This window comes from Klebsiella sp. SYXHC3 (assembly GCF_057196925.1).
In genome coordinates this window covers 250,386-264,049 of the sequence record NZ_JBXUNG010000001.1, presented here as the reverse complement: position 1 = coordinate 264,049, position 13,664 = coordinate 250,386, and the positions used below count along the sequence as shown (strand labels likewise).

At 56.6% G+C, this 13,664-nt stretch carries 15 protein-coding genes; 10 read left to right on the top strand and 5 right to left on the bottom strand.

What is annotated here, in order from left to right; genetic code table 11:
• A complete protein-coding gene (locus tag AC2CGP_RS01270) occupies positions 1–987 on the bottom strand; it encodes a D-threonate 4-phosphate dehydrogenase (protein WP_213759259.1) in 987 nt (328 codons plus the stop codon).
• Positions 980–2,215: a D-threonate kinase gene (gene dtnK, locus AC2CGP_RS01265; protein WP_047038683.1), complete on the bottom strand. Its 1,236-nt coding sequence runs from the start codon at positions 2,213–2,215 to the stop codon at positions 980–982. Before dtnK ends, AC2CGP_RS01270 begins: the two co-directional genes overlap by 8 nt.
• Before the next feature lie 175 nt (positions 2,216–2,390).
• Here dtnK and AC2CGP_RS01260 point away from each other — a divergent pair, with 175 nt between their 5' ends.
• From AC2CGP_RS01260 to AC2CGP_RS01235, 6 genes are all read left to right on the top strand, one after another.
• Positions 2,391–3,557 (top strand): iron-containing alcohol dehydrogenase, encoded by a 1,167-nt coding sequence (locus tag AC2CGP_RS01260; RefSeq protein ID WP_213759258.1) that lies wholly within the window; start codon positions 2,391–2,393, stop codon positions 3,555–3,557.
• Positions 3,558–4,442 carry a dihydrodipicolinate synthase family protein gene (locus AC2CGP_RS01255; protein WP_015705319.1) on the top strand — a complete coding sequence of 295 codons (885 nt, stop codon included), beginning with the start codon at positions 3,558–3,560 and terminating at the stop codon, positions 4,440–4,442. It begins immediately after the preceding gene.
• Between the two features lie 73 nt (positions 4,443–4,515).
• On the top strand, positions 4,516–5,928 hold the full coding sequence (locus AC2CGP_RS01250; protein ID WP_015705318.1) for a sodium:solute symporter family protein: 1,413 nt from the start codon (positions 4,516–4,518) through the stop codon (positions 5,926–5,928).
• Positions 5,929–5,930: 2 nt separating this feature from the next.
• Positions 5,931–7,097 carry a sialidase family protein gene (locus AC2CGP_RS01245; protein WP_015705317.1) on the top strand — a complete coding sequence of 389 codons (1,167 nt, stop codon included), beginning with the start codon at positions 5,931–5,933 and terminating at the stop codon, positions 7,095–7,097.
• Positions 7,094–7,567 carry a NanQ anomerase/TabA/YiaL family protein gene (locus AC2CGP_RS01240; protein WP_213759257.1) on the top strand — a complete coding sequence of 158 codons (474 nt, stop codon included), beginning with the start codon at positions 7,094–7,096 and terminating at the stop codon, positions 7,565–7,567. Before AC2CGP_RS01245 ends, AC2CGP_RS01240 begins: the two co-directional genes overlap by 4 nt.
• Positions 7,564–8,241 carry an SDR family NAD(P)-dependent oxidoreductase gene (locus AC2CGP_RS01235; RefSeq protein ID WP_047038698.1) on the top strand — a complete coding sequence of 226 codons (678 nt, stop codon included), beginning with the start codon at positions 7,564–7,566 and terminating at the stop codon, positions 8,239–8,241. The genes AC2CGP_RS01240 and AC2CGP_RS01235 overlap by 4 nt, the downstream gene beginning before the upstream one ends.
• Before the next feature lie 41 nt (positions 8,242–8,282).
• Here the strand turns inward: AC2CGP_RS01235 and AC2CGP_RS01230 are convergent, their stop codons facing one another.
• A complete protein-coding gene (locus tag AC2CGP_RS01230) occupies positions 8,283–9,080 on the bottom strand; it encodes a PhzF family phenazine biosynthesis protein (protein ID WP_213759256.1) in 798 nt (265 codons plus the stop codon).
• A 194-nt stretch (positions 9,081–9,274) separates the two neighbouring features.
• Between AC2CGP_RS01230 and AC2CGP_RS01225 the strand changes: the two genes are divergently transcribed.
• On the top strand, positions 9,275–10,474 hold the full coding sequence (locus AC2CGP_RS01225; protein WP_213759255.1) for a sugar transporter: 1,200 nt from the start codon (positions 9,275–9,277) through the stop codon (positions 10,472–10,474).
• 99 nt (positions 10,475–10,573) lie between these two features.
• Here the strand turns inward: AC2CGP_RS01225 and AC2CGP_RS01220 are convergent, their stop codons facing one another.
• On the bottom strand, positions 10,574–11,242 hold the full coding sequence (locus AC2CGP_RS01220) for a MarC family NAAT transporter (protein ID WP_015366731.1): 669 nt from the start codon (positions 11,240–11,242) through the stop codon (positions 10,574–10,576).
• Between the two features lie 262 nt (positions 11,243–11,504).
• On the opposite strand from AC2CGP_RS01220, the gene marR reads away from it, so the two are divergent.
• The 3 genes from marR to marB are packed head-to-tail and all read left to right on the top strand — an operon-like array spanning position 11,505 to position 12,577.
• The gene (gene marR, locus AC2CGP_RS01215) at positions 11,505–11,939 is read left to right on the top strand and encodes a multiple antibiotic resistance transcriptional regulator MarR (protein WP_015366732.1); all 435 of its coding nucleotides are present in this window, start codon (positions 11,505–11,507) and stop codon (positions 11,937–11,939) included.
• A 17-nt stretch (positions 11,940–11,956) separates the two neighbouring features.
• Positions 11,957–12,340, top strand: a complete 384-nt coding sequence (gene marA, locus AC2CGP_RS01210; protein WP_015366733.1) for an MDR efflux pump AcrAB transcriptional activator MarA — start codon at positions 11,957–11,959, stop codon at positions 12,338–12,340.
• A 30-nt stretch (positions 12,341–12,370) separates the two neighbouring features.
• Entirely contained in the window at positions 12,371–12,577 is a 207-nt protein-coding gene (gene marB / locus AC2CGP_RS01205; protein WP_020078926.1) for a multiple antibiotic resistance protein MarB, read from the top strand.
• Positions 12,578–12,610: 33 nt separating this feature from the next.
• On the opposite strand, the gene eamA is transcribed toward marB, so the two are convergent.
• Positions 12,611–13,525: an O-acetylserine/cysteine exporter gene (eamA, locus tag AC2CGP_RS01200; RefSeq protein WP_045360784.1), complete on the bottom strand. Its 915-nt coding sequence runs from the start codon at positions 13,523–13,525 to the stop codon at positions 12,611–12,613.
• Between the last annotated feature and the right edge of the window lie 139 nt (positions 13,526–13,664).

Sequence of the window (13,664 nt, the reverse complement as noted above, 5' to 3'; positions counted from 1 at the left end):
TTATTCCTGTGCGATTTGCATGGCGAGCTCAATGGAGGTTGCCATGCTCTCAGACTTCGCTTTACCTGTCCAGGCAATATCAAAGGCGGTGCCGTGGTCCGCGGACGTGCGGATAAACGGCAGCCCGGCGGTGATATTCACCCCATCATAAAATCCAAGCAGCTTGAGCGGAATATGCCCCTGATCGTGATACATCGCCACCACCATATCGTACATGCCTTCGTGGCACTGCATGAAGACGGTGTCCGGCGGGCACGGTCCGACAACATGGATACCCTGCGCCTCCATGGCGGCAACCGCTGGGGCGACGATACGGATTTCTTCATCGCCGAACAGACCGTTTTCACCGGCGTGCGGGTTCACTCCGGCTACCGCGATGCGCGGCTGCGAATACCCCACGCGGCGTAAAAAATCATCGGCAACCCGGATAACCGTCTCCACCCGCGATTGGCTTAGGGTATCGAGGAAACGCCGCAGCGCGATATGGGTGGTGACGTGGATCACCTTGAGCTTATCGGTGTACAGCACCATGGCATAATCTTTGGTCTGCGTCAGATGGGCCAGCAGTTCGGTGTGTCCAGGGAAATGGTGCCCGGCCAGATGTAACGCCTCTTTATTCAACGGCGCGGTGGCGATAGCTTTGACTTCGCCCGCCAGCGCCAGCGCGGTGGCGCGCTTGATGCAGCGATACGCCAAATCCCCGGCCTGTGCCTGGACTTCGCCTGGCCGCAACGCCTGCGGATCGCTTAACGGTTCATCAATCACGTTAATCGTCGCGGGTGAAAACAGCGCTTCTCTCGGGTGCTCAATAATCCGCAACTCCGCACGCGGGGTAATGTTCAGCGCCAGGATTCGCCGCAGCGTCTGCGCGCAGCCCACGACCACCACCGGCGCACCGCTCAGCTCGCCTTCGCACAGTGATTTAATAATAATTTCCGGACCAATGCCCGCCGGGTCGCCCATCGTTACCGCAATCATGTTAGACACTCAGTTTCTCCTCAATAAAATTCACGACATCCCGCAGCGTGGTCTCCGTACCGAATCCCCCTGCTTTGGTCATCACCGGACGCGGCCAGCGACTTCCGAGAAAATGGCCGTACGGCACGCATTGCGCCACCCGGCCGGTTATATAAAACCCCTGCGCGCCGAGCGCATGAGCGACGGCGATAGCGACATCGCCGCCGGACAGATAAAGCGCCCCGGGCGCATGTAACTCAACGGCAAGTTGGGTGACCTGCGCGAGATAAGCGCAGATCCGTTCTCCCAGCGACGCGCGGCTCAACCCGCGTTCACGGCACTGCGCCTCAATACCGTGCCGGGCAGCGCTGTCCGCGCAGGTGGTAACCACGCAATGATGACTTGCCGCCAGCACCGCGGCGATTCGCCGGGCATCGGCCAGGGCGTCACCGTTAAAGGCGCGGGCGGCATCAATCCCGATCCGCTCGACCCGCGGATGGCCGGCCAAAGCGGCGACCTGAGCCTGTGCTATTTCGCTCATGGAGCCGACCACCGCCAGCAACGGCCCGGCCGCATCCCGGCGCAGATAGCGCGCCAGCGCCTCGCAGATCCCCGCAGAGCCCACCAGCAGCGTTTGCCGCGCGCGGCTGGCTACCGCGGCGATAACCTCATCCAGCTGCTCGTCTTCTTCGGCATCAATAATCAACACCCGTGGTTGGTCGCTCTCTTCCGCAAGGGCGGCTGCCAGCTGTCGCACGTCAAGCGAACGGCACGGCAGCTGGCTCTGCATGGCGAGCAATTGCCCAATATCGGCGCTAGTGACCGGGGTTTTGGGGTCGCTGGCGAATTCTGTTTCATTAAGCGCTACGCCGTGGACATAACAGCGCCCCCCGCGGGTTATACGCCCTGCCCCCGGAAAGGCAGGCGCGACAACCGCGACAGAGCAGCTCCGCGCACGCATCATCGCCTCCAGTTCCGCGCCGGGGTTGCCGCGCAGGGTGGAGTCGATTTTCTTCACCTGCCAGACGGCGGCGAAATTTGCCGCATCACGGAGTACTGCGTTCACTTTCTCTGCAGCCTGCGCCCTGGAAAGCGCCCGACTATCGCTATTGAGGACCAACGCCCGGGTGGTGGACTGATGGCCGGCGTTAAAGGCCACCTCAACCGCCAGGCCCGCTTCCGCCAGACTGACACCAGCATCATTGGCCCCGGTAAAGTCATCTGCCAGCACCAGAACAGGGTTATCGCCGCAGCTCATTCTCTTTCCTTCATCGCTTATTTGAATCGTTAATGATTATATTCAATCATATTTGATTAAATGTGAGCAAGCTCAAGTTATTAAACGTCCGTATAAATTATAACTTTTGCTCATTGAAATGAGTGAACACTAAGCATGTTGATTGAATTCAATCATAACAATAGAGGAGTGAGACATGGCGACGATTAACAGCACGATTATCAGCGGCGCGGGCGCCATATCAGCCCTGAAGCCAGTGCTGGCAGGTAAAAAGCGCATTTTACTGGTCACCGATGCGAACGTTGGTAAGTTGGCAGCGACCAAACAGATCCAACATCTGCTGGGCGAGAATAACGTTGAGGTGAGGATCGTGGATTCCGTACCGGCAGAGCCCAGCCAACATGACGTGGCGCAAATTGTTGACCAACTCGCGGGAGCGCAACCGGAGATGGTCGTCGGTATCGGCGGCGGCAGCGTCCTCGACGTGGCGAAGCTGCTCTCGGTATTACTTCATCCCGCCTCCCCTGCGCTCAACGCGCTGATCGACGGCGAGAAACCGCGCCTGCGTCTGACATCGCTGCTGATACCCGCCACCGCAGGCACCGGCTCGGAAGCGACACCAAACGCCATCCTGGCTATTCCCGAGCGTAATACCAAAGTGGGGATTATCTCCCCGCTACTGCTGCCGGATTTCGTGGCTCTGTTGCCGGAACTGACCACCAGTATGCCTGCGGCCATTGCCGCCTCCACCGGCATCGATGCGCTGTGTCATCTACTGGAGTGCTTTACTTCAACCGTCGCTAACCCGGTGAGCGATAACGCCGCCTTAATCGGCCTGCATAAGCTGGTGCGGCATATTGAGCGTTCCGTAACCCACCCGCAGGATCTTACGGCGAAACTGGAGATGCTATGGGCCTCGTATTACGGCGGCGTGGCTATCAATCATGCCGGTACGCATCTGGTGCATGCGCTCTCCTACCCGCTTGGCGGCACCTGGCATCTGCCGCACGGCGTCGCGAACGCCATTCTGCTGGCCCCCTGTATGCAGGTCGTACGCCCGCACGCGGTGGATAAATTCGCCCAGGTCTGGGATCTGATCCCGGACGCCGATCTGACCTTGAATAACGAAGAGAAATCTCATGCGCTGGTCCGCTGGCTGGCGCAACTGGTGAAACGCCTGGCGCTGCCGGACAACCTCGCCGCGCTGGGTGTACCACCAGAGAGTATTGAAACGCTAAGCGCCGCGGCGCTGGAAGTAAAACGATTAATGAATAATGCCCCATGCAGCGTGAACCAGGACGAAGTCCAGGCGATTTACCAGACGCTGTTTCCACAGTCATCTCATCAGGGAGAAGAGAAATAAATGCATCATTCCATTCGCGGCGTGTTAACCGCCATTGTTACCCCCTTTACCGCCAGCGGTGAACTGAACCTGACGGCGCTGCGCCAACAGGTAGAACGTCAGCTGGCCGCCGGTAATGGCATTTTTTGCGGCGGGACCAACGGTGAGTTTTTCGTCCTTAATGAGGCGGAAAAAATAGCTGTTGCCGAAACCTGCGTCGAGGCGGTTGCCGGACGCGCGCCGGTGGTGGCGCATATTGGCGAAGTGTCGACGCGGGAAACCATTCGTCTTGGCCAGCAGATAGCAAAGTCAGGCGTCGACGCGGTGTCCGTCATCACCCCGTGGTTCGTGCCGCTAAAACAAGATGAGCTGGTAAGCCACTACACGGCGATCGCCGATGCGCTAAGCGTACCGGTATTCCTCTATAACATCCCGGCGCGCACCGGTAACACCATTGAACCGCAAACCGCACGTCAGCTGGCTGCGCATGGCAACATCATTGGCATCAAAGATAGCGCCGGGAGTTATGAGAGTCTTAAGGGCTTTCTTGATGCGGTGAAGGATATCGACGGTTTTAATGTTCTGAACGGGCCGGATTCGTTGATTCATCAGGGTTTCGTTGACGGTTGTTCAGCCTGCATTTCCGGGTTGGCTAACGTTGCGCCACGGGAGATTAACGCGATTTGGTCAACCTTCCAGGCAGGCGATATTGAAGCCTCCAGGCTGGCGCAGGAAAACGTCACCGGCCTGCGTACCGATCTCTACAAAGTCGCCTTTTCCCCCGCCGCGGTGAAAAAAGCATTGCAGCTGATGGGCCATGAGGTCGGCGATAGCCGCTACGCGGTGCAGTTTAGCGCATCTCAACTGCAGCAAATACGTGGAATCATCGCGCAGTATCTTAATTAAGCGCTGCGCTTCTTCAACAAAATAGACCGGGCACCTGCGTGCCCAGGATTCGTACGCCCAAAGAGAGGCTAAGATGAATCATTTTACCACTGAAGATACCTTTATTATTGTTGGCATTGTCATCGCCTATATCTTATTTACCACCTGGCTGACGTTCCGTATTAGAAGTAAAAACTCCGGGGATTTTATGGAGGGCTCGCGCGCGATGCCGGCCTTTATTGTCGGTATCCTGCTGATGTCGGAATATATCGGCGCCAAGTCCACTATCGGAACCGCACAGGCCGCCTTTGAGAGCGGGATTGCCGCCTCCTGGTCGGTGTTGGGCGCCGCCATTGGCTTTCCACTATTTGGCCTGATACTGGTTAAGCGCATCTATAACACTGGCAAAATTACTATTTCCGGGGCGATTGCCGAGAAATACGGCACCAGCACCAAGAATATTATTTCCATTATTATGATTTACGCCCTGTTGCTGGTGAACGTCGGTAACTACGTCAGCGGCGCGGCGGCCATTTCTACGGTATTAAAGATCAATTTACCCCTCGCGGCGTTTATTACCGCCATCGTCAGTACTTTCTATTTTGCCTTTGGCGGTATGAAAGGCGTGGCCTGGGTAACCATGCTGCACAGCGCTTTAAAATATGCCGGCCTGCTTATTATTATGGGTTTCGCGTTGGCAAAAACCGGCGGTTTTACGCCAATGATCGAGAAAATGCCAGATTACTACTGGACCTGGGATGGTAATTTTGGCGCCGGCACGATCTGCGCCTGGCTTATCGGCACCATCGGCTCCATCTTCTGTACCCAGTTTGTCATTCAGGCTATCAGCTCGACAAAAAACGTAAAATCGGCGAAACGCTCTACCTGGATTGCCTTTTTCTTCTGCCTGCCTATCGCCTTCGCGATCGCCATTATCGGCGTGGCGGCGAAGTTTTTACACCCGGAAATCAATAGCCTGTACGCCCTGCCGGTGTTCCTGCAAGATATGAACCCGTGGCTTGCCGGGTTAGTGACAACGTCACTTGTAGCTTCAATTTTCGTTAGCGTCAGTACCGTTGCCCTGGCGATTGCCTCGCTGGTGGTAAAAGATTTTTACGTGCCGTGGCGCAATCCAACGCCGGAGCAGGAGTTTAAAGCCACTCGTTGGGCCTCGCTGATCATCGGTTTTCTGCCGCTTATTTTTGTGCTGCTGGTACCGGAAGTGCTGAAGCTCTCCTTCTTTACCCGCGCCATCAGGCTCTCTATCACCGTCGTCGCGGTCATCGCCTTCTATGCGCCGTTCTTTAAGAGCGCCCGCGGCGCGAACGCTGGCCTTATCGGCGCCTGCGTGGTGACTTCGGCGTGGTATTTGCTCGGCGATCCGTTCGGCATCAATAACATGTACATCGCGCTGATCACCCCGGCCCTGATTATGGTGATCGACCGCCTGATCCCCAATAAAGCGCAACAATCATCCCCGGCCCCCATTGAACAACGTGGAGTGTAAAAATGACCACCACCCCAACTTTTGACGGCGTAATTCGCCAACACCAACAGGATCCTCATCTGGCATGGGCAATGTTGCCCTCCGGCTGCCCGCAAAACCACGCCGCCAATCTTCTGCCGCTGCCCGATGGCACGCTGCTGTGCGTATGGTTTGGCGGTTCGCAGGAAGGAAAAGCGGATATTTCAGTCTGGGGGGCGCGTTTAGCGCCGGGCGCCACAACGTGGAGCGAAGCAGTAAAGTTATCCGACGATCCGCAGCGTTCGGAACAGAACCCGGTGCTGTTTCAGGCTCCAGATGGCGTGCTGTGGCTGTTATGGACCGCGCAGCACGCCGGAAATCAGGACACCGCTATTGTGCGTTATCGCCAGTCGCGCGATGGAGGAAAGCACTGGGGCGCAATCGCCACCCTGCTCGATGAACCCGGCACCTTTATTCGGCAACCCATCAGCGTGATGCCCAACGGCAACTGGTTGCTGCCGGTTTTCTATTGTCGTACCCGTCCGGGGGAGAAATGGGTCGGTAACGATGATGTGAGTGCGGTAAAAATCTCAGCCGATGGCGGCAAGAGCTGGCGCGACGTGGCGGTACCGCAGAGCCTCGGCTGCGTGCATATGAATATCACCCCACTGGCCGATGGCTCGCTGGTCGCCTTCTTCCGCAGCCGCTGGGCCGATCATATCTGGTACAGCCGGTCGACAGATTTTGGCGAAAGCTGGTCAGCGCCGATCCCCACCACGCTGCCAAACAATAACTCGTCCATTCAGGTTACCACGTTGAGCAACGGCGATCTGGCACTGGTGTTCAATAACATGAGCGCAGCAGGCGCCAGCGAGCGTCGGGCATCGTTATACGATGAAATAGAAGATGATGACGGTCGTAAAGAGCCTGAACGCACTGGCAAAACCGCCTTCTGGGGCGCACCGCGTGCGCCAATGACCGTGGCGATTTCCGCTGACGGCGGTAAAAGCTGGCCATGGATGCGCAACCTTGATGAGGGCGACGGCTACTGTATGACCAACAATTCCGAACAAAAACTGAACCGCGAATTCTCCTACCCCAGTATTAAACAGGGTGAAGACGGTAATTTACACATTGCCTATACCTGGTACCGACAGGCCATCAAGTATATCCGCGTATCGCCGCAGTGGGTGAAAGGAGAAATCGCATGATCATCGGTAATCTGAACGCCCTGCCTCAGGCGGGGTTGCCACTGGCGTTACGGCAAATCCTCAGCCGTCCTGAATGTTCTCTTGCCGCCCTGACAGCCCGTGAAGATGGTCGCTTTCAGCCTACTGATAGCGACTGGTACTGCACCATCGGCACCGCGCAAACCCAGGCGGCAGAACAGCGACATACCGAATACCACCACCAGTGGGCCGATATTCAGGTCATTTTAAGCGGAAAGGAGACTATTCATGCCGGTATGCTGTACAGCGGCCAACCCGACGATGAACAACGCAAACCAGATCTCTTTATCAGCCAGCAGACGCCGCAAAGCGTCACGCTGCATTTGCATGCCGGCGACTTCGCGGTCTTTCTGCCCGGCGAACCACACCAGGCGCTATGCGCCTTTGCAACACCCGCCCCGGTGAGGAAAGCGGTGTTTAAAGTACCGCGCAGCATGCTGGAGGCGCCATGAAGCAGGCACTGGTCACAGGCGCCAGTTCGGGGATCGGCGCGGCGATTGTGGGGCAACTGCTGGCGGAGGGCTGGCAGGTGCTCGGGCTAAGCCGCTCCGCGCCGCCATTCGCTCATGAAGGCTTCAGGCATCTGGCAGTCGATTTGAGCGACCGCCAGGAGCTGGTTGATGCTCTGTCGTCGGTACCGACGCCGCAGGCGATTATCCATGCCGCCGGTATGATGGCGGCGGCGCCGCTAGGAGAACTTGACGCACTGCGTGGCGAGACGTTATGGCGTCTGCATGTGGATGCAGCGCAGACCTTAGCCAACCGCTTTGCGCCCGTTATGAGCCGCGGCGGTCGGATTATCCTTTTGGGTAGCCGAACCTCTCGCGGAGCGGCAGGCCGTTCTCAGTATACGGCAACCAAAGCGGCGCTGGTGGCGCTGGCGAGAAGCTGGGCGGCGGAACTTGCCGCGGCGGGCATTACCGTTAACGTGGTCGCCCCCGGCGCCACCGATACGCCAATGCTGCGCCAGCCAGGGCGGGAGAGTTCGCCGCCGAAGACGCCGCCGCTCGGTAGATTGATTAAGCCACAGGAAGTGGTGTCGCTGGTGAGCTGGCTTCTTAGCGAAGGAGCCGCGGCCATGACCGGACAAGAGCTGGTAATGTGCGGCGGCGCCTCGCTTAGTTAGGATTGCCCGGCTAAGCGCTGCGTCAGCCGGGGAAACTATCGTTAACTTTCGCGCAAATAGACCGTGCCGCGCAGATAGGTGGTCACCTGGCCGCTAATCAATACGCGGTCATCGCGCCACTGGCAGCGCAGCTCGCCGCTGCGCGCCGACACCTGGCGCGCCAGCAGGTCGGTTTTATTGAGCTTCGCTCCCCAGTAGGGGATCAGCATACTGTGGGTTGAACCGGTTACCGGATCCTCCGGCACCCCATCACCGGGACAGAAAAAGCGGCTGACAAAATCGTACTCCTCGTCGGCGGCGCTGATGCAAATCCGCTTATCCAGCGCCTCCAGCAGCGCCATATTCGGACGTACCGCTTCAACCTGCGCCCGGTCGCGTAGCACCACCAGGTAATCACGCCCTTCCCGCACCTCCAGCGCATCATCGATACCCAACCCGGCGAACAGTGCCGTCGGCACGTCGCGCACCGGCGTCGTTTGCCAGGCGGGGAAATCCAGCGTCAGCCAATCGCCGCTGCGCGTCACCCGCAGTTCACCGACAAAACGGGTGCTGAATACGATGGTTGCCGAAGGGTGATCGAGATATTCAAAAATCACGTGCGATGCTGCGAGGGTGGCGTGACCGCAGAGATTAATCTCATCAAGGGTAGTGAACCAGCGCAGCTCATAGCCGCTGTCGGTACGAACAAAAAACGCCGTTTCGGATTGATTATGCTGCTGCGCCATTTTTAAAAGCGTTTCATCAGGCAGCCATTCGCTGAGCGGACACACCGCCGCCGCGTTGCCGCCAAAATTGCGATCGCTGAAGGCATCGACCAGGTAAAAACTAATTTCTTTCATCGTGCTCCCCTTTTTTATCGTCTATCAACATGACACAGAAAGCGCGGGTGCACACTATTAGCTGAAAAATTAAGTTGTTAGCAGGCACAGGTGTCAGCATAAAATGAGACACAGATCACAAAGTGATTGTATTTTCAGCAGCATTCGTTTTAAGATCGCCTTCTCTTCTTCTCATTACTACCAGCCCGGAATTTATGCTTACAAATACGGTCTCACGCAGAGTCGCGTGGCTGCGGGTCGTCACGCTGGCAATTGCCGCCTTTATCTTTAATACCACGGAATTTGCGCCGGTCGGTTTGCTGTCTGATATCGCCGACAGCTTCGGCATGGAAACGGCCCAGGTCGGGATCATGCTGACCATTTATGCCTGGGTAGTGGCATTGATGTCGCTGCCATTCATGCTGCTGACCAGCCAGATGGAGCGCCGTCGCCTGCTCATTGGCCTGTTCGTCTTATTTATCGCCAGCCACGTATTGTCATTTTTCGCGTGGAACTTCACGGTGCTGGTGGTGAGTCGAATTGGCATTGCGTTCGCCCATGCGGTGTTCTGGTCGATCACCTCCGCGCTGGCTATTCGTATGGCCCCTCCCGGCAAGCGCGCACAGGCGCTAAGTCTTATCGCCACCGGTACCGCGCTGGCCATGGTGTTCGGCATCCCTATTGGCCGTATCGTCGGGCAATATTTCGGCTGGCGCACCACCTTCCTGGCCATTGGTCTTGGCGCTTTAGCGACGCTGGTGTGCCTGGCGAAACTATTGCCGGCGCTGCCAAGCGAACATTCCGGTTCGCTGAAGAGCCTGCCGGAACTGTTCCGCCGCCCGGCGCTGCTCGGCATTTATCTGCTGACGGTTATCGTGGTGACCGCGCACTACACGGCATACAGCTATATTGAACCCTTCGTTCAAACCGTCGCTGGCCTTAGCGGTAACTTCGCCACCCTACTGCTATTGGTGCTCGGCGGCGCAGGTATTATCGGCAGTATTATCTTCGGCAAGCTGGGCAATCAACATGCTTCAGGGCTGATTACCACCGCTATCGGCCTGTTGCTAATATGCCTGCTGTTGCTGCTACCCGCCTCACGGAACGCCAACCAGCTGATGCTGCTCAGCGTGTTTTGGGGGATCGCGATAATGGTCATCGGCCTCGGCATGCAGGTGAAAGTGCTGGCGCTGGCTTCGGATGCTACCGATGTCGCGATGTCGCTATTTTCGGGTATTTTCAATATTGGTATAGGCGCCGGCGCGCTGGTCGGCAGCCAGGTGAGTAAGCAGCTGTCGATGTCGGCGATAGGCTACGTTGGCGCAGTGCCGGCGCTGGTGGCGCTGGTCTGGGCAGTGATGATTTTTCGCCGCTGGCCAACGCCGCTTGATGAACAGCAAGCGCATCACTCATGATAACGCCGCGGGCGGTCAATGCCGCCCGCGGCGCCGACATCCTATCCCCAAAAGGCCCGAAACAGACACGTCGCCGGGCCTTTCAGAAAGTTATCGCGATCAGGCGTGATAGTTGGTGATAATCTCCAGCACGCCGTTAATGATGAACTGAACCCCCATACAGACCAGCAGGAAACCCATCAGGCGGGAAATCGCTTCTATGCCGCCTTTCCCCACCAGCCGCATGATTGCCCCGGAACTTCGCAGGCAGCCCCACAGAATGATCCCCACCAGCGCGAAGATAATCGGCGGCGCCGCCAATACTACCCAATCAGGGAAATCGACGCCGTGCTTCACCGTCGAGGCGGAGCTGATAATCATCGCAATGGTGCCCGGCCCGGCGGTGCTGGGCATCGCCAACGGCACGAAGGCGATATTCGCCGTGGGTTCATCCTGCAGTTCTTCCGATTTGATCTTCGCTTCCATCGAATCATGGGCTTTCTGCTGCGGAAACAGCATACGAAAACCGATAAAAGCCACGATCAGCCCGCCGGCGATACGCAGACCGGGAATGGAAATACCGAAGGTATTCATGACCACCTGGCCGGCATACCACGCCACCATCAGGATCGCGAAGACATACACCGATGCCATCAACGATTGCCGGTTACGCTCGGCGTTGTTCATATTGCCCGCCAGGCCGAGGAACAGCGCCACGGTGGTGAGCGGGTTCGCCAGCGGTAAAATCACCGCCAGACCGATCCCTATTGCTTTAAAGAGTTCCAGCATAGTGAGTCAACATCCCGTTAAGTATCATTTTTTCAGTACAGTTTCACCCCGTGAGTATATCGACAGCAGCAGCGCAGATGCCACACCCCATGAAAAAATCACGCTTATAAAAAATAACAAGCGTTAGTAAAATGGAAAAAAGTGACCACCATCAAATTATCGTTCTTTAGCAAATCGTGGCATCGGCGAATTCATAATGTTGACTTATGATTGCCACGGCAATAATATCCATCGCAACTAAATAATTGCCTGGGCAACTATCATGGAAAACACCAACAATCTGTTCAACGAGATGATCCCTCTCGGCCGATTGATCCAGATGGTTAACCAGAAAAAAGATCGACTGCTCAACGACTACCTTTCACCCATGGATATCACCGCTACCCAATTTCGGGTGCTCTGTTCCATTCGCTGCGAGGTATGTACGACACCCGTTGAGCTGAAGACCGTTCTGTCGGTCGATCCAGGCGCAATGACGCGCATGCTCGACAGACTCGTCTGCAAAGGCTGGATAGAACGGTTGCCCAACCCCAATGACAAGCGCGGTATTCTGGTGCAACTGACTCCAGAAGGCGCAGCCCTTTGTGAGCACTGTCATCAGGTTGTGGGTCAAAAATTGCACCAGGAACTAACAAAAAATCTAACGGCAGACGAAGTGGTCATGCTTGAGCAACTGCTCAAGAAAGTCCTGCCGTAATAAGAAGAGGTAAGATGATGTCCAGACGCAATAACGACGCCATCACTATCCATAGTATTTTGTCGTGGATCGAAGAGAACCTGGAATCTCCATTGTCGCTGGAGAAAGTTTCGGAGCGCTCAGGTTACTCCAAATGGCACCTGCAAAGAATGTTCAAGAAAGAGACCGGCCACTCGCTGGGCCAGTACATCCGCAGTCGTAAGCTGACGGAGATTGCGCAAAAACTCAAGCAGAGCAACGAGCCAATTTTGTATCTGGCTGAACGTTACGGTTTTGAATCGCAACAGACGCTGACGCGAACGTTTAAAAACTACTTCGATGTTCCGCCGCACAAATATCGCATCACCAACGTTCCGGGAGAATCCCGCTACCTGATGCCACTAAATAATTATTGTTGTTAATCGCCTGCATAAAGACGTATCGAGGAAATCATGAAATTATTCGCTACCGCCGCCATCGTGCTAATGGCGCTGGCTGCAAGCCAGAGTTACGCGGAGCAAACCACCACTCCGGTTCGCCACAATAACCGGGATGCGATGATTATTCCTTCGGAACATAACGACTCGCCGTTTGATTTTAATCACATGGCTGCCGGCAATGATAAATCGGATGAGCTGGGCGTACCGTATTACAACTAATGCTCCACTTGTTCTGATATCTCCTGGGCCCCGCTAACGCGGGGCTTTTTTATCCCGCGCCGCGCCCGGGCGCACCAGCCGCAGACCAAACACGTTAATGTAGAGCCCGCCCATAATCAGCGCCGCCCCCAACAGCTGCAGGCCATTGAGCCGTTCACCGAGTAGCAGAGCCGCGCTGGCCATCCCGACCACCGGCACCAACAGCGACAACGGCGCCACCCGCCAGGTTTCATAACGTCCCAGCAGCGCTCCCCAGATACCGTAACCAACAATAGTGGCGACAAACGCCAGATACATGAGCGATAGCACGGTCGTGGCGTCGATATTCACCAGGCTTTCCGCCATCGCCTGCGGCCCATCAACAATACCCGACGCCAGCATAAACGGTAAAACCGGGATCAACGCGCTCCACACCACCAGCGACATAATCGGCGGCTTGTGCTGCTGAGACATAATCTTCTTGTTGAAAATGTTACCGCAGGCCCAGCTAAACGCCGCCGCCAGAGTCAGCATAAAACCGACCAGCGGCACGTGCTGGCCACCGAGGCTGGCCTCAACCAGTACCAGGACGCCAAAAATCGCCAGCGCGATACCGGCGACCTGTTTTCCCTGTAACCGCTCGCCAAAGACAAAAGCGCCCAGCACGATTGTAAAAAAGGCCTGCGCCTGCAGCACCAGAGAAGCCAGCCCGGCCGGCATACCGAGGTTAATCGCGCAGAATAAAAAGGCGAACTGACCGAAACTGATGGTCAGGCCGTAGCCCAGCAGCAGACGCAGCGGTATTTTGGGCCGAGCAACGAACAGCAGCGCCGGAAACGCCACCAGCAAAAAACGTAACCCCGCCAGCATCAGCGGCGGCATATTGTGCAACCCGAGCTTAATCACCACAAAGTTAAGCCCCCACACCACCACTACCAGCATTGCCAGCAGTCCATCTCTGCGCGTCATACGAAGCCCCTGTCTTCCTGGTCAACGATGACCACCGTCAAAGTAACCAAATTCCCGCCGCTCGAACAGATCATTATTTTTAGCAGGTGCTGAAGGCACTTTCCGACACGGAGCCCGCTATACAAGGCTCAGTTAGCAT

Coding starts and splice junctions, on each gene's coding strand:
- dtnK (WP_047038683.1), bottom strand. CDS start 2,215: ATGAGCTGCGGCGATAACCCTGTTCTGGTGCTGGCAGATGACTTTACC.
- AC2CGP_RS01260 (WP_213759258.1), top strand. CDS start 2,391: ATGGCGACGATTAACAGCACGATTATCAGCGGCGCGGGCGCCATATCA.
- AC2CGP_RS01255 (WP_015705319.1), top strand. CDS start 3,558: ATGCATCATTCCATTCGCGGCGTGTTAACCGCCATTGTTACCCCCTTT.
- AC2CGP_RS01250 (WP_015705318.1), top strand. CDS start 4,516: ATGAATCATTTTACCACTGAAGATACCTTTATTATTGTTGGCATTGTC.
- AC2CGP_RS01245 (WP_015705317.1), top strand. CDS start 5,931: ATGACCACCACCCCAACTTTTGACGGCGTAATTCGCCAACACCAACAG.
- AC2CGP_RS01240 (WP_213759257.1), top strand. CDS start 7,094: ATGATCATCGGTAATCTGAACGCCCTGCCTCAGGCGGGGTTGCCACTG.
- AC2CGP_RS01235 (WP_047038698.1), top strand. CDS start 7,564: ATGAAGCAGGCACTGGTCACAGGCGCCAGTTCGGGGATCGGCGCGGCG.
- AC2CGP_RS01230 (WP_213759256.1), bottom strand. CDS start 9,080: ATGAAAGAAATTAGTTTTTACCTGGTCGATGCCTTCAGCGATCGCAAT.
- AC2CGP_RS01225 (WP_213759255.1), top strand. CDS start 9,275: ATGCTTACAAATACGGTCTCACGCAGAGTCGCGTGGCTGCGGGTCGTC.
- AC2CGP_RS01220 (WP_015366731.1), bottom strand. CDS start 11,242: ATGCTGGAACTCTTTAAAGCAATAGGGATCGGTCTGGCGGTGATTTTA.
- marR (WP_015366732.1), top strand. CDS start 11,505: ATGGAAAACACCAACAATCTGTTCAACGAGATGATCCCTCTCGGCCGA.
- marA (WP_015366733.1), top strand. CDS start 11,957: ATGTCCAGACGCAATAACGACGCCATCACTATCCATAGTATTTTGTCG.
- marB (WP_020078926.1), top strand. CDS start 12,371: ATGAAATTATTCGCTACCGCCGCCATCGTGCTAATGGCGCTGGCTGCA.
- eamA (WP_045360784.1), bottom strand. CDS start 13,525: ATGACGCGCAGAGATGGACTGCTGGCAATGCTGGTAGTGGTGGTGTGG.